Genomic DNA, 15,003 nt, shown 5'->3' on the forward strand with positions numbered 1-15,003 from the left:
GATATCAGCTAGTCGGCGGCCAGCTGCGCCAGGAGACTGTCCCGGCTCTCGCGAAAGCCCGAGGCAATCCAGCTCTCTTCAAGTTCCCCGAGCTTCGCCCCCATCGCAGGTCCGGGCGACATGCCGCTCGCGATCAGATCGCCACCGCTGACGGGAAAGACCGGCTTCTGCCAGGCAAGCGCACGATCGAGCAGGCGCCCGAGCCGCGCATTGGCCGCCATCGCGTCACCATCGGCTTCCACCTTTTGACGCACCGAGGCAAGCGCCAGTTTGAGCCGGAATACGACGCCGTTCCTGCCCTCACGATACAACAGCCGGTCCAGAGCCGTCTCCGCGATGGTGTCCTTGATCGCACCGGCCTTCGCAAAAGCCTGCATCACGGCGCTTTCCGCCTTGGAGAGGCGCAGGCGCGACGCCATCGCGTCCAGCCGGTCCGGATCCGGCGGGACCATGGCGGCCAGACGCAGCAGAGGATCGGCCGACCATCCGAGCGCTTGCTCGGCTGCGACGAGCCCCGGGATGGCATCGATGCCCCATTTCTCGCTTTCCGGCAGGATCTCGGTCAGAACGCCGGAGGTTCGCATCCACAGCAGCGCCCGGCCGGGATCTCTTGCGGAGAGCAGCTTCTTCAGTTCCGCCCAGATCCGTTCGGCCGACAGCGTCGAGATCTTTCCCTTCGCCTGGGCAGAGGCGCGCAGGCCGTCGGCATCCGGACGGAAGGCGCCGTACCAGGCAAAGAAGCGGAAGAAGCGGAGAATGCGCAGATAGTCTTCCGCAACTCTGTCGGCCGCGGGACCGATAAAGCGGACCATGCCCTTTTCAATATCGGCGATCCCTCCGACGAGGTCGATCACCTCGCCGGATTCGGTGGCGTAGAGCGCGTTCATCGTCAGGTCCCGCCGGGCCGCGTCCACCGCCCAGTCGGTTCCGAAGGCGACTTCGGCATGCCGGCCATCCGTGGCGACATCCCGACGCAGTGTGGTCACCTCGAACGGCACACCGTCGACAACCAGCGTTACCGTGCCATGGGCGATGCCGGTCGGCACTGCCTTGATGCCGGCTGCCTCGGCCCGCGCGGTCACGGCGTCCGGCGTCAGCGTCGTCGCCAGATCGACCTCGTCGACGTCGGCGCCCATCAGCGCATTGCGAACTGCGCCGCCCACCACGCGAACCTCGCCGCCCTCCGCATTCAGCAGCGCGAAGACGCGGCGAAGCGCCGGCGCCTGGAACCAGGGCTGGTCTGCAACGGACGGTGTGGCGACGGTCATGCGTAAAGCCTTTCGTAAAGCATCCGGACGATGCCCGCCGTGATGCCCCAGATGCGATGCCCCTCATAGGGCATGGAGTAGTAATGACGCTCGGCGCCCTTCCACAGGCCGCTGTCGACGGCGTGATTGTCGGGATTCATCAGAAACGACAAGGGCACGACAAAGGAGCCGGCAACCTCGTCCGGGTTCAGAGACAGCGTGTAACCGGGGCGCACGATGCCGAGCACCGGCGTGATGCGAAAACCTGACAGCGCCATGTAATGCGGCAACCGGGCGACCGGCTCCACGAAGTCGCGGGCAAGGCCGATCTCTTCCTCGGTTTCCCGCAGGGCCGCGTCTTCCATCGAGCCATCGCCCGGGTCGACGGATCCGCCCGGAAAGGCGATCTGACCGGAATGCTTGCGCAGCGTCGTCGTCCGCTCGGTGAAAATGACACCGGCATCCGCACCGGCATCCACCACCGGCACAAGGACGGCTGCATCCCGCAGCGGCAGCGTCTCGAGATAGGGGACGACATCGGGATTGAGCAGGATGTCGGCGTGATCCCGCCAGGCAAGATCGATCGGTCGTCCACGCTGAGACGCCGCACGGCTGCGGAAGGCCGCCGCGGAGAAGTCGGTCAGAGGTGAAGTCGCATCCGTCATGACAGCGTCATCGTCCAGCCGCGATCATTCCGCAAGCGCCGTGAGGGCTTCCAGCGTTTCCGCCGGCATCATCGGAAAGATCGCGTCACCGGAGCGGACCGCAAAGGTTCGCACGCCGTCGATCTCGAGCTCTTCGCCAAGCGCTGCAAGATCGTACATGACGGCCCGCGACACCAGCGCCTCCAGCCGTCCGCGGATATGCAGATAGGGCTTCATCTCGGCATGGTCCCCCGTGATCTCGAAGCGCAAGGGATGCTCCGGGCCGGCCTCGACGACATCGCCGACATTGGTGCGAAAGGCGAGGACGGGCGTTCCGTCGCGTGGCGTCACCGTCATCTCGACGGCGAGGAACGGCGCATCCACGACCTGGATGCCGACCTTCTCGGCGGGCGTCACCAGATAGGTCTTGCCGTCCTCGTCCTTGCGCAGAACGGTGGAAAACAGACGGACGAGCGCCGGGCGGCCGATCGGCGTTCCCATGTAAAACCAGGTGCCGTCGGGGCGGATCTCCATGTCCAGATCGCCGCAGAACGGCGGATTCCAGCGCTCCACGGGGGGCACGCCGCGGGGTGCCGCACCCTCGATGGTGACAGCCTGCCCCGCCGCCCGCGCGATCATCGCCGCGAGACCGGCTGCGTCGCTCGTGTCGTCCGTTTTCGCTGCTGCCATCGTTCCGTCCCGTTTGCCCGTGATCTTGCATTTTATCAGACTGAGCCTCACGAGATAGTGCGCCGCACATGGCTTGTCAGCCTGAAGGTGATAGCTAGTTTGAAACGAAAGACGGAACAGGCGCGGGCACGATTCGAAACTTCTGTTCGGATCAGGGTCATGGCGAGCGCCGGGCGAACGGAGAGTTGAGCGATGGGACTGATGAACACGGCGGATGCCGCGCTCGACGAAAAGGCGATCGTTGCCGCTGCTGAAAGAGCGCTGGCCGACATTGCCGTCATCCGCACGGAGGTGGGCAAGGTCATTTTCGGGCAGGAAAGCGTGGTCGAGCAGACCCTGCTTGCGGTCCTGTCCGGCGGTCATGCCCTGCTCGTCGGCGTGCCCGGGCTCGCAAAGACCAAGCTCGTCACCACGCTCGGCACGGTTCTCGGTCTCGACAGCAACCGCGTGCAGTTCACGCCCGACCTGATGCCGTCTGACATTCTCGGCTCCGAAGTCATGGACCAGGACGAAACCGGACGCCGGTCGTTCCGCTTCGTGCCGGGTCCGATCTTCACCCAGCTGCTGATGGCCGACGAGATCAACCGCGCGAGCCCGCGCACGCAATCGGCCCTGCTGCAGGCCATGCAGGAATATCACGTGACCGTTGCCGGCCAGCGCAACGACCTGCCGCGCCCGTTCCATGTGCTCGCAACCCAGAACCCGCTGGAGCAGGAAGGCACATACCCGCTGCCGGAAGCCCAGCTCGACCGCTTTCTGATGCAGGTCGATGTGGATTACCCCGAGCTCGCTGCCGAGCGGCGCATCCTGCTGGAAACCACCGGCACCCAGGAGCAGAGCGTCAAGGCCGTGCTGGATGCACCGCAGCTGATCGGCATCCAGAACCTCATCCGCCAGATGCCCGTCAGCGAAACCGTCGTCGACGCCATTCTGACGCTCGTGCGCTCCGCCCGTCCGGGCCACGGAAATGCCGATACCGACCGGCATGTCGCCTGGGGCCCCGGCCCGCGCGCCGGCCAGTCGCTGATGTTGACGGCCCGTGCCCGTGCTCTCTATGACGGTCGCCTGGCCCCCTCCGTCGACGACATCGTCGCCCTGGCCGAGCCTGTGCTTCAACACCGCATGGCGCTGACATTTGCCGCCCGCGCCGAAGGCATGTCGGTGCGCGACGTCATCGGCGGTCTCGTCAAGACTCTCAAGGCCTGACCGGATGGTGAACGCCGTCGGGCACATCGTCGATCGCACCCCCTCCGGTGAGCTTCTTTCGCGTGCGCAGAGCCGCGCCGCGCTCGTGCCGGACTGCATGGTCGAAGCCCGTCGCATCGCCAATACCGTCATTTCCGGCTGGCATGGCCGCCGGCGGCGCGGCATCGGTGAAAACTTCTGGCAATTCCGGCCCTATTCCGATGGCGAGAGCCTGTCGCGCATCGATTGGCGGCGCTCCGCCCGCGACGACCATACCTATGTCCGGGACCGGGAATGGGAAGCCGCCCACACCATCTGGCTCTGGGCCGACCTGTCGCCATCGATGATGTACAAGTCGCGCTTCGGGGCCGTGTCGAAGGAAAGCCGGGCGCTGGTCTTGATGCTGGCGCTCGCCGAGATTCTCGCCCGCTCGGGTGAGCGCATCGGTTGCCCCGGCGTGATGGAGCCCGTTTCCGCGCGCAATGCAGCCGAGCGACTGGCCACCGCACTGATCCACAGCAACCTGTCGTCCGGCCTGCCCGAAACCGGCATGATCCGCGGCTGGAGCGATCTCGTGCTGATCGGCGATTTCCTCGATCCCGCGCCTGCGATCATGGAGCGCCTCGGGCCGCTCGGGCGACGCGGCCTGCGCGGCCATGTCGTCGAGGTCGCCGATCCGGCGGAGGAAACCTTCCCCTATGCCGGACGCACCGAGTTCACCGACCCCGAGACGGGGGAAAAACTCACGGCCGGCCGGGCCGAGATCCTGGCGGACGACTATCGTCGCGCCTATCTCGCGCGCCGCGACAGCCTCGGTCAGGGTCTTCGCCACATGGGCTGGACCTTCATTCCGCACCGCACGGATCATCTGGCCTCCGAAGCCCTCGTCGCCGTGCACATGCATCTTTCGGGCATGCCCGGACGAGCCACGCACGGAGGCCAGCTATGAGCGTCCTGCCTCTGGTTTTCTCGAGCCCGCTGATGCTCGCCGCTTTGGTCGCGCTGCCCGCCATCTGGTGGCTGTTACGGCTGACGCCGCCGAAACCCGTGACCGAAGCCTTTCCGCCGCTGCGCATTCTCGCCAGTGTGTTGAAGCGCGAGGAGACGCCGTCCAAAAGCCCCTGGTGGCTGACGGCACTGCGCATGCTGATGGCCGCGTTGGTCATCCTCGCCATCGCCGATCCCGTCGTCAATCCCAAGGTGGGAACCCTGTCGGCCGCCGGCCCCCTCGCCCTGATCATCGACAATGGCTGGGCCACCGCGAACGACTGGGAGCGCCGCGTGCGCACTGCCGACGCGTTGATCACGGAGGCCGAATCCGCCGACCTGCCCGTTTCCCTCGTGCTGACGGCGGACGCCGAAAATGATGGCGTGCCGGGGACGGCGGCCGCTGCGCGAACCCGTCTCGCCGCTGCCGCCCCGCGCCCGCTGCGCCCTGACCGCATTAAGGCCGTCACGGCCCTGCGAACCGGGCTCGGCGACACCCGCCCCGGCACGCTTGCCTTCATCAGCGACGGCATCGCATCCGGTGACGACACGGTCATGCGCGATCTCGCGGGTCTGTCGCCCCAGAGTCTGCGCCGGATCGAGGGCTCTGGCAGCGATGCGATCGCGCTGACCGGTGCCGTCAACGAGGCCGACGCCATGCGCATCACCGCAACGCGCCTCGACAAAGCCGCACCCCGGACGATCGCCCTGACAGCCTTCGATACGCGCGGCCGCGCCCTTTCGAATGGCCGCATCACCTTTGCCGCCGGCGAGACGACAGCGTCCGGCACCCTGACCGCGCCGTTCGAGCTCCGCAACGATTTCGCCCGCATCGGCATCGACGGCCTCGCGACCGCCGGCAGCACCTATCTCCTGGACGACGGGTTCCGCCGCCGGCGCGTGGCGCTTCTTTCCGGCGAGGCCCGCGACCAGTCGCAGCCGCTTCTCTCACCGCTCTACTACATCAACCGTGCCTTAGCGCCCTATGCCGACCTCGTGCAGCCGACGGAAACCGATCTTGCCGTGGCGCTGCCGCAGCTCCTCGAGCAGAAGCCTTCCATGGTCATCATGGCCGACATCGGCCGCCTGCCGGAAGATACGACACCGGCCATGACGCGCTGGATCCAGAATGGCGGCACGCTGGTGCGTTTTGCCGGTCCCCGCCTTGCCGCGGCGCCGGCCGACGATCCGCTGGTGCCGGTGCGCCTCCGTCAGGGGGAACGCGCACTGGGCGGCACGCTGTCCTGGTCGGAGCCCCAGCCTCTCGCGCCCTACCCGGCCACCAGCCCCTTTGCCGGCATGCCGCGACCGCAGGGTATCACCGTCAACCGGCAGGTGCTGGCCGAACCCACGGCCGATCTCTCGCAACGCACCTGGGCGAGCCTGGCCGACGGCACGCCGCTGGTGACGGTTCGCACGCTGGGCGCCGGACGCATCGTGCTGTTCCACGTCAGCGCGGAAGCGACCTGGTCGAACCTTCCGATCTCGGGTGATTTCGTGGAGATGCTGCGCCGCGTCGTGCAACTGTCGCGCAGCGGCGGCGTGACGAGCGAAGGCGGGGCCGCCGCACAGGCAGCCCTCCCGCCCTATCGCCTGATGAATGCCGACGGCACGCTGGTGACGGAAACCCGGGGCGCGCGTCCGCTGGAAACCGTAGCCGGCAGCACGCCGGTGTCCGACAGCGAGCATCCGCCCGGTCTTTACGGTTCCGAAGAAGGCTTCGTCGCCCTCAACCTCCTGCCCCGCGACGCAACGCTCCGTCCGATCGAGAGCACCAATCTGCCGATGCCCTACACGAGCGAAGCGCTGATCGGCAGCGAGGCCTGGTCGCTGAAGCCGGCCTTGTTCACTGCCGCGCTCATTCTCCTGCTGGTGGACACGGTGGTCGTGCTCGCCATGGCCGGGACATTCGCCCGGCCGAACCGGCTGAGGACGGCACACGCCCTGCTGGCGATCGCAATGATCGGCGCGGCTGCAGTGGCGATCTCGCCGCGACCCGCGAGTGCGCAGGAGGCGCCGCAGACACCGATACAGGCCCAGGTACAGGCAGAGGCACAGGCACAGGCACCGTCCACGCAAGGGCCGTTTAACGATACGCGTCCCGGCGACACGGAGATTCTCAGCCATCTCGACAACACGCATCTGGCCTATGTCGTCACCGGCGAGAGCGAGGTGGACCGCATTTCCGAGCGCGGCCTCGCGGGCCTGACCGAATTCCTGACATATCGGACGACCTTGGAGCCGGGCGCACCCGTCGGCCTCGATATCGCCAAGGACGAGTTGTCGTTCTATTCGCTGATCTACTGGCCGATCTCCGCCAATGCCGAAATGCCGAGCGCCGCCGCGATCAGCCGGATCGATGCCTATATGCGTGCGGGCGGAACCGTGCTGTTCGACACGCGCGACCAGCTGTCCTCCCTGTCATCTGCGTCGGGCACGAGCCCGAACGCCGAACGCCTGCAGGCCATCCTGGCCGATCTGGATATCCCCCCGCTCGAGCCCGTGCCGACGGACAACGTGCTGACGAAGTCCTTCTACCTGCTCTCGTCCTTCCCCGGCCGCTATTCCGGCAGCCCGCTCTGGATCGAGGCGCAGCCGCACAATGACGGGGAACGGTCCGAACGGCCGGCCCGCTCGGGCGACGGCGTCTCGCCGATCATGATCACCGGCAACGACCTGGCCGGCGCCTGGGCGACGGACGAGAATGGTGCGCCTCTCCTGCCGACGGTTCCACCGGACGAGATGCAGCGCGAATACGCCTTCCGCTCGGGCGTCAACATCATGATGTATATGCTCACCGGCAACTACAAGGCCGATCAGGTCCATATACCGGCCCTGCTCGAACGGCTCGGCCAGTGAAGGCCGACCAGTGAAGGCCCCGCGATGACCCTCGACTTTTCGCCTCTCGTTCCGCAGACGGCCCTGATCGCCCTGTCGATTCTCGCCGCCCTTCTCGTCGGGTTGTCGCTATGGCGCGGCATGCGTGGCTCCGTGCTGCGGGCGCTGGCGCTGGCGGCCCTCTGCCTCGCGCTCGCAAATCCCGTTTTCTTCCAGGAGGAACGCGAACCGCTGTCCACGATCGTGGCCGTCGTCGTCGACCGCAGTCAAAGTCAGGATGTGGGCCAGGGCGCGGCCAATCGACGTGCGATGACGGACCGGGCGCTGACGACGCTCAAGGAGCGCCTCGCCCGCTTTCCGCAGATCGAACCGCGGATCGTCGAGGCCGCCGATGATGCCGACACGGAGACACCGTCGACGCGCCTGTTCTCCGCCCTGTCGACCGCGCTCTCGGACGTGCCCCCCGCCCGGGTCGGCGGCGCGATCTTCATCACGGACGGGCAGATCCACGACGTGCCCGACATCAATCAGCCGCTCGGTTTCGATGCGCCGATCCACGGCCTCATCACCGGCCAGCGCGACGAGTTCGACCGGCGCATCGAGGTCATCAGTGGCCCGCGCTTCGGCATTGTCGGCGAAGAACAGACCGTGACCTTCCGCGTCATCGACGATGGACGCACGCCCGCCGGCACGGCCGAGGTCACCGTCAGTCTCAACGGCCAGCAGATCGCCACGCAGCGGGCAGAGCCGGGCACGGACATTCCCTTCCGGTTCACCGTGCCGCGCGGGGGCAACAACATCCTGGAATTCGCCGTCGCGCCGCTGCCCAACGAGGTGACCGAGGCGAACAACCGCGCCGTCCACGTGCTCGACGGCATTCGCGAAAATCTTCGGGTGCTCCTCGTCTCGGGCGAGCCGCACTCGGGCGAACGTGCCTGGCGCAACCTTCTGAAGTCGGACGCCTCGGTCGATCTCGTCCATTTCACCATCCTGCGTCCGCCGGAGAAGCAGGATGGCACGCCGATCAACGAACTCTCGCTGATCGCCTTCCCGACCCGTGAACTGTTCATCGAGAAGATCAACGAATTCGATCTGATCATCTTCGACCGCTACCAGCATCGCGGCGTGCTGCCGATCATCTATTACGACAATATCGCCCAGTATGTCGAAAACGGCGGCGCCTTGCTGATCGCCGCGGGCCCGGAACATGCGGGTGCCGACTCCATCGCCACGACACCCCTGTCTGCCGTCCTGCCCGCCAGCCCGACCGGGCAGATGAACGACAAGGCCTTCTTCCCGAGACTGACCGACGAGGGCCGCAAGCATCCCGTCACCCGGGGCCTCGAAGGGGCCGACAGCGAGCCGCCCCGCTGGGGCCGCTGGTTCCGCACGGTCGATGTGGACCCGCCCGAAGGGCAGACGATCATGCAGGGGGCCGACAACAAGCCGCTCCTGGTGCTCAATCGTGTGGGCAAGGGCCGCGTCGCCATGCTGCTGTCCGACCAGGGTTGGCTCTGGGCGCGCGGTTTCGAAGGCGGCGGCCCGAGCGTGTCGCTCTATCGCCGCACGGCCCATTGGCTGATGCAGGAACCGGCGCTCGAAGAGGAAGCGCTGACGGCCCGCACGAGCGGCCGGACCCTTGAGATCACCCGCCAGACCATCGCGGGCGACCCCGGCAGCGCTCGCCTCACACTGCCTTCCGGCGGCACGCAGGAGGTCGCCCTGAGCGAACGCGAGCCTGGCCTCTATCGCGCCGACGTCCGCACCGCCGAGACGGGCCTGTTCGAGATTGCCAACGGAGACCTGACGACGCTCGTTCACGTCGGCAGCGTCGACGCCCCGGAATTCAAGGCGACCGTTTCGACGGAGGACCTGCTTGCGCCCTGGGCAGAGAAGACCAAGGGCCTGGTCCACCGCGTGGCGGATGCCGGAGGCGCCATCGATATCCCGGCCCTGTTGCCGGTGCGCGGTCAGGTCCGCGTCGCCGATCCCGATCGCATGTCGCTGCGCATGACGGACGAGACGGTGCTGAAGGGGGTCAACTCGTTGCCGCTTTTTGCGGGTTTCCTCGGTCTCGCCGCGCTGCTTCTCGTTCTCTCCAGCACCTGGTATCGCGAGGGTCGCTAGGTCTTCGGGCCGGTCCCGTCGATGAAGGCAAGGACAGCGGCGGCATAGCCCGCCGGATCCTGGTAGAGGGCCTTGTGGCCGACATCCTTGAGCAGGAGGAAGCGGGCGCCGGGGATGGTGCGGGCGATGTATTCGGAATGCGCGCGGCTGACCGCCTCGTCGTGATCTCCGAGCGCGATCATCGTCGGCACCCGGATGCTCTTCAGATCGGCCTGGGAATAGCGGGGTTCTGTCGCCCACAGTGTCTCGATGGCGGCCCGGAACGCCGGATACGCGTCCGGCGTCGACGAGAGCCGCCGGTAATCCGTCTCGTCCCGATTGCCGTCCGGTTGCTGGAGCGAAAAGGCCGGCTGCGGCAGAAGCCCGTCCGGCGAGACGTTGGCCGCCTGCGCAAACAGCTTCGTCAGGCGATCCGGATGATGGAGGGCAATGTCGAGACCGATGATACCGCCATCGCTCCAGCCGACCAGAGCCGTCCGCTCGATCTTCAGCGTATCGAGCAGCGCCACGTAGTCCTCGGCCATGAGATGGTAGGTAAAGGGCGCCTCGGTGCGGGTGGAATGGCCGTGCCCGCGGCTGTCGGCCACAATCACCTCGTGGGTTTTCGCCAGGATCGGCACCTGGAAGCCCCAGACATCGGCGCTCCCCATGCCGCCATGAATGAGCAGGATCGGCGATCCCCGACCCTTGCCATAGACCGCATAGAACATGCGGATCCCGTTGACCGCGGCAAAGCCACTCGCATCGGCTTTCGGCAACGGTGGCGGCGGGTTGAAGCGGTACCAGCGTTCATCGCCCGCCACGCCGAGATAGCCGAGCGCGAAGACAAGAAACGCGAGAACGAGACTTTTCAGACCGGACATGAACGCGCGCCTTGGCTCCGCCCGGCACGATGTCCGGGCACGCCCTAAAGCTAGACGCATTCTATTGAGGAACGCTTACGCAGAACCCGAAAATTGACGCGCCCGCCTCGTCGGGACGGCGACATCGGCACACGCCGCTGCCGCGCGTTCCCTGCGACCTCTCAGGGCCGCCAGCGGATCTCGCCCGCAAGCCGCGCGTGAACATCGGCACCGAGCGGCGCCACGAGAACCCGCGCCATGTCGACGGGGCCAGGAAAGACCAGCGCCCCACGCGCGACGGGCTGGAAGCCGAGGGGCTGATAATAAGCGGCGTCGCCGACGAGAATGACCGCATCCGATCCCTTGCGCCGGGCAGCCTCCACCGCGATGCGAACGAGCTCCCGCCCGATCCCCCGGTTCTTGTGGGAGGGACGGACCGCAAGGGGCCCGAGCAGGTGCGCCGCGACGGGACCGGCAGAGACAGGCGTCATCCGGACCGATCCGATCGTCTCGCCGTCATCGGCGCAGATGAAGGACAGCGCGCGATCGTGCGGTCCCTGCTCGCGGATGCGCGCAGCAGCACGCGCAAACCGGCCGGGGCCGAAGGCTTCCTCGTTGATCAGTTCGATGGCGGCGTCGTGAGAGGCATCTTCCGTCAGATAGACGAGGTCGTGCTTGTGCATGAACATGAGGGAACCCGATTGGCAAACGAAACATGAAGGAACGGCAGCATGCGGCGGCATGCCCGATAACATGGTCGTCAGCGTCGTCGCGGGTTTCCAGCAGAATACATGGTCACGTCTTTCCAGAAAAAGCTGGAGCGCCGATAGCAGAAAAAAAACGCATCACCAAGTGAAAACGCAGCGTTCACCGCGGCATGCCTGTGCCGAGGTTGCCGGTCTCCTATCTTGTGTGGCATCGAGAACACCGCAACAAGCGAGGGAACGGATCCATGGGCATGCTGGTCGAAGGTATCTGGCACGATGTCTGGTACGACACGGCGTCGACCAAGGGGCACTTCAAGCGCTCCGAATCGCAGTTTCGCAACTGGGTGACCGCTGATGGCGAAGCCGGGCCGACGGGTGAAGGCGGCTTCAAGGCGGAAGCCGGGCGATACCACCTCTACGTTTCGCTCGCCTGTCCCTGGGCGCACCGCACCCTGATCTTCCGCGCCTTGATGGGGCTCGAAGACATCATCTCGGTTTCCGTGGTCGATTATCTCATGCTGTCCAAGGGCTGGGAATTCAAGGATGGTCCCGGCGATACGGAGGATCACCTCTTCGGCGCCAAGACTCTATCGGAAATTTACGTGCGCGCCGATCCCCACTATTCCGGCCGCGTCACGGTTCCCGTCCTCTGGGACAAGGTTCAGAACAAGCTCGTCTCAAATGAGTCTGCCGACATCATCCGGATGTTTAACACCGCCTTTGACGGATTGACCGGTTCGACGCTCGACTTCTATCCGGCCGAACGGCGCAGCGAGATCGATACGCTGAATGCCCGCATCTACGACACCGTCAACAACGGCGTCTACAAGGCCGGTTTCGCCACCACGCAGGAAGCCTATGCAGAAAGCGTCGAGGCGCTCTTCAACACGCTCGACGATCTCGAGGAGCGGCTATCGACCCGGCGCTACCTGACCGGCGCACGGGTGACGGAGGCCGACTGGCGGTTGTTCACGACACTGGTGCGCTTCGACCCTGTCTATGTCGGCCACTTCAAATGCAACATCCGCCGTGTCGCGGACTATCCGAACCTCCAGGGATACCTGAAAGAGCTCTACCAGACACCCGGCGTCGCCGGCACCGTGGATATGCGCCACATCAAGCACCACTATTACGAGAGCCACAAGACCATCAATCCGACCGGCATCGTGCCCGAAGGGCCGCAGCTCGATCTGGAGAGCCCGCACGGGAGGGAACGGCTGGACACCCTGTAACGCCTCCGGCTTGCAGGAATGTGGCGAAAGCGTGCCGCGGCGGTTAGCTTTTCCCGGGATATGCGCTAGGTAGAACCCATGTTCAAACTTGCGCATATCTCCGACATCCATCTCGGGCCGCTGCCCAGCCTGTCCATTCGCGAACTCGCCTCCAAGCGCATCACCGGCTTCATCAACTGGCATCGCAACAGGCGCAGCCACATGGTGGGCGATACGCTGAACACGCTCATGGATGCGATCGACGGGATCGACCCGGATCATCTCGCCATCACCGGCGATCTGGTCAATCTCGCCTCTTCGCGCGAAATCGAGACGGTGACGGCCTGGCTGAAGGATGCCGGCGAGCCGCGCAACATCTCGGTCATCCCCGGCAATCACGACGCCTATGTCCCCGGCGCCTACGAAAAGGCGACGAAAGCCTGGTATCCGTTCATGCGCGGTGAAGGCGCGCCGGCGGAATGGGACGAGGATTTTCACTGCTATCCCTATATGCGCGTCCGCGGCAATGTCGCGATCATCGGATGCTCCACGGCGCTTGCAACGCCGCCGTTTGCCGCCAGCGGCTATTTCGGTCGGCGTCAGGCCCGCGAGACGGTGAACCTGTTGCGCGCCGCCGGCGAGGCCGGCCTGTTCCGCGTCGTCATGATTCACCATCCGCCCATTCGGGGGGCGACTCCGACCCACAAGCGCATGATCGGCATTCGCCGCTTCGGCGCCACGATCTCCGCCGGCGGCGCAGAGCTCGTGCTGCATGGTCACACCCACCTCAACACGGTCTATTCCCTTCGCGGGCAGAGACTGCCGGTGCCCGTCGTCGGCATTGCCTCGGCATCGCAGGGACCGGGCGGCTCCAAGCCGCCTGCCGGCTTCAACCTGTTTTCAATCTCCGGAACTCCCGGGAACTGGAAGCTTCTGCGGGAGCGTTTCGAGTTGAACGAGGTCGGCCGCGGGGTCCATCTCGCGGAAACGACGCGCTTTTTCGACTGATCCTTCCCGGACGGATATCCACGACGTCGCGATTGGCAAAAAACCGTGATAGACCATCGGCTCGTCTTGCGAAGCAGCGCCCGATGGTTTCATATCCGTCTGGTGAGATCGCGGGAGCCCGTGGTCTGGCGCCGACGAGACGCGCAGACAGGCGAGACCCCGAACAAACCTCCGCAGGTGAAAGCATGCGTCCAGCCCAGGAATCGATCGACATCAGCCGCGATCTCGTCAGTCTGCTGCCGAGACTGAGACGCTTCGCCTTGACGCTGACGCGCGACGGCCTGCAGGCGGACGATCTCGTGCAGGCCATCTGCGAACGGGCGACCGGACGTCATCCCGTCTGGAACGGCCATGGACGGCTGGACGATGCCTTGTATATCCTCGCGCGCACGCTTCAGGACGAAGCCGGTGGCCGCAAACGCGTGGCGGCGGCAGATCCGCGCGGTGGTACGGCTTCATCGGGCGGAGCCGCCGGCGGCGATGCCGTTCAGCAGATGATGATCACGATGTCCGAGGGCCTTGCCAGCGCCTTTCTGCTGGTGGCCGTCGAGCAGAGAAACTACCGGGACGCGGGCCAGATCCTCGGTCTCGCGCCGGATGTCGTTGCCCAGAAACTTGTCGCCGCCCGACTGCGGCTGGCGACGATGGCAGCCGACACGACGGAAAGAAGGGCCTGACCTTGCAGCACACGAAAAGTCCCTCCATCGAGGCGCGGCTATCAGCCTATCTCGATGGCGAAGCGGACGAGAACGAGCGTCGGGAGATCGACCAGCTTCTGGCACGGGACGCCGAGGCCCGACGCCTGCTCGAGCGCCTGAAGCAGGGAAGCGCCTTCGGCGCATCCGGCTTCGAGGCTATCCTGCATGATCCGGTTCCCCTGTCGCTTGCCCGCCGCATTCGCCAGGGCACGGATATCAACCCGAAGCAGGAGCGCGTTGTCGGCGCACCCCGGCGGCAGCGGCGCAAGCTGTGGCGCGGTGCCGTGGCGGCGTCCTGCGGCATGCTTCTCATCGGTGGGTCTACCGGCTATCTCATCGGCCGTACCGTGGACGACAATGCGCCGCAGGCGCCGATCGTCAAGGCCCGCACATGGCTCGACGACGTGACCGACGCCCACCGGGTCTATGCGCGCCAGCCGCGCCATCTGGTCGAGGTCACCGCCGAAAACGACGAGGAAATCCGCAACTGGCTGACCGCCAGCACCGGCGTTTCCTTCACCGTTCCCGATCTGACGGCGAACAAGCTCGTGTTTCAGGGCGCGCGCCTGCTGGTTGCAGCCGGTAAGCCCACGGCGCAGCTGCTGTTCAAGGACGAGGACGGAGAGGTCTATGCCGTCTGCTTCCAGCGCTCCGCGACCACCGACGACAGCGGCCGCATGACCGAGAGCATGCGCGACGACCTCGCACTGGTCTCCTGGAACGAGCCCGGGGCCGCCTATGTGGTCGTCGGACCTTCGGCCACGGCCAACTTCAAGGATCTTGCCGACGCTATCGCCGACGTGATGTAAAGGGCGCCGA

13 protein-coding genes are annotated in these 15,003 nt (G+C 66.0%); 8 read left to right on the forward strand and 5 right to left on the reverse strand.

Annotated features, from left to right (window positions below):
- Positions 1-8: 8 nt before the first annotated feature.
- From ASG25_RS16245 to ASG25_RS16255, 3 genes are read right to left on the reverse strand one after another with little or no spacing between them, the layout of a single operon-like run.
- Positions 9-1,268 (reverse strand): CCA tRNA nucleotidyltransferase, encoded by a 1,260-nt coding sequence (locus ASG25_RS16245; protein WP_062476194.1) that lies wholly within the window; start codon positions 1,266-1,268, stop codon positions 9-11.
- Entirely contained in the window at positions 1,265-1,912 is a 648-nt protein-coding gene (locus tag ASG25_RS16250) for a CoA pyrophosphatase (RefSeq protein WP_062476197.1), read from the reverse strand. The genes ASG25_RS16245 and ASG25_RS16250 overlap by 4 nt, the downstream gene beginning before the upstream one ends.
- A 24-nt stretch (positions 1,913-1,936) precedes the next feature.
- Positions 1,937-2,581, reverse strand: a complete 645-nt coding sequence (locus ASG25_RS16255; RefSeq protein ID WP_062476200.1) for a DUF1285 domain-containing protein — start codon at positions 2,579-2,581, stop codon at positions 1,937-1,939.
- Between the two features lie 192 nt (positions 2,582-2,773).
- Here ASG25_RS16255 and ASG25_RS16260 point away from each other — a divergent pair, with 192 nt between their 5' ends.
- From ASG25_RS16260 to ASG25_RS16275, 4 genes are read left to right on the forward strand one after another with little or no spacing between them, the layout of a single operon-like run.
- Positions 2,774-3,787 (forward strand): MoxR family ATPase, encoded by a 1,014-nt coding sequence (locus tag ASG25_RS16260; protein WP_062476203.1) that lies wholly within the window; start codon positions 2,774-2,776, stop codon positions 3,785-3,787.
- A gap of 4 nt (positions 3,788-3,791) precedes the next feature.
- Entirely contained in the window at positions 3,792-4,715 is a 924-nt protein-coding gene (locus ASG25_RS16265) for a DUF58 domain-containing protein (protein WP_162242203.1), read from the forward strand.
- Complete coding sequence (locus ASG25_RS16270) at positions 4,712-7,612, forward strand: DUF4159 domain-containing protein (protein ID WP_062476206.1); 2,901 nt, start codon at positions 4,712-4,714, stop codon at positions 7,610-7,612. Before ASG25_RS16265 ends, ASG25_RS16270 begins: the two co-directional genes overlap by 4 nt.
- Before the next feature lie 24 nt (positions 7,613-7,636).
- Positions 7,637-9,718, forward strand: coding sequence for a hypothetical protein (locus ASG25_RS16275; RefSeq protein WP_062476210.1), 2,082 nt, complete (start codon positions 7,637-7,639; stop codon positions 9,716-9,718).
- On the opposite strand, the gene ASG25_RS16280 is transcribed toward ASG25_RS16275, so the two are convergent.
- Together ASG25_RS16280 and ASG25_RS16285 are read right to left on the reverse strand one after the other, a co-directional pair.
- A complete protein-coding gene (locus ASG25_RS16280) occupies positions 9,715-10,581 on the reverse strand; it encodes an alpha/beta fold hydrolase (RefSeq protein WP_062476212.1) in 867 nt (288 codons plus the stop codon). The genes ASG25_RS16275 and ASG25_RS16280 overlap by 4 nt on opposite strands.
- A gap of 161 nt (positions 10,582-10,742) precedes the next feature.
- Positions 10,743-11,243: an N-acetyltransferase gene (locus ASG25_RS16285; protein ID WP_062477054.1), complete on the reverse strand. Its 501-nt coding sequence runs from the start codon at positions 11,241-11,243 to the stop codon at positions 10,743-10,745.
- Positions 11,244-11,512: 269 nt separating this feature from the next.
- Here ASG25_RS16285 and ASG25_RS16290 point away from each other — a divergent pair, with 269 nt between their 5' ends.
- The 4 genes from ASG25_RS16290 (at position 11,513) to ASG25_RS16305 (ending at position 14,993) form a co-directional block, all read left to right on the forward strand.
- Positions 11,513-12,499, forward strand: a complete 987-nt coding sequence (locus ASG25_RS16290) for a glutathione S-transferase family protein (protein ID WP_062476215.1) — start codon at positions 11,513-11,515, stop codon at positions 12,497-12,499.
- A 78-nt stretch (positions 12,500-12,577) separates the two neighbouring features.
- Entirely contained in the window at positions 12,578-13,486 is a 909-nt protein-coding gene (locus ASG25_RS16295; protein WP_062476220.1) for a metallophosphoesterase, read from the forward strand.
- Between the two features lie 185 nt (positions 13,487-13,671).
- Positions 13,672-14,163, forward strand: coding sequence for a sigma factor (locus ASG25_RS16300; RefSeq protein WP_062476223.1), 492 nt, complete (start codon positions 13,672-13,674; stop codon positions 14,161-14,163).
- 2 nt (positions 14,164-14,165) lie between these two features.
- Complete coding sequence (locus ASG25_RS16305) at positions 14,166-14,993, forward strand: anti-sigma factor (protein WP_062476225.1); 828 nt, start codon at positions 14,166-14,168, stop codon at positions 14,991-14,993.
- The last annotated feature ends 10 nt before the right edge of the window (positions 14,994-15,003 follow it).

The sequence above is a fragment of the Rhizobium sp. Leaf384 genome, assembly GCF_001424065.1.
Taxonomy (GTDB): domain Bacteria; phylum Pseudomonadota; class Alphaproteobacteria; order Rhizobiales; family Rhizobiaceae; genus Ferranicluibacter.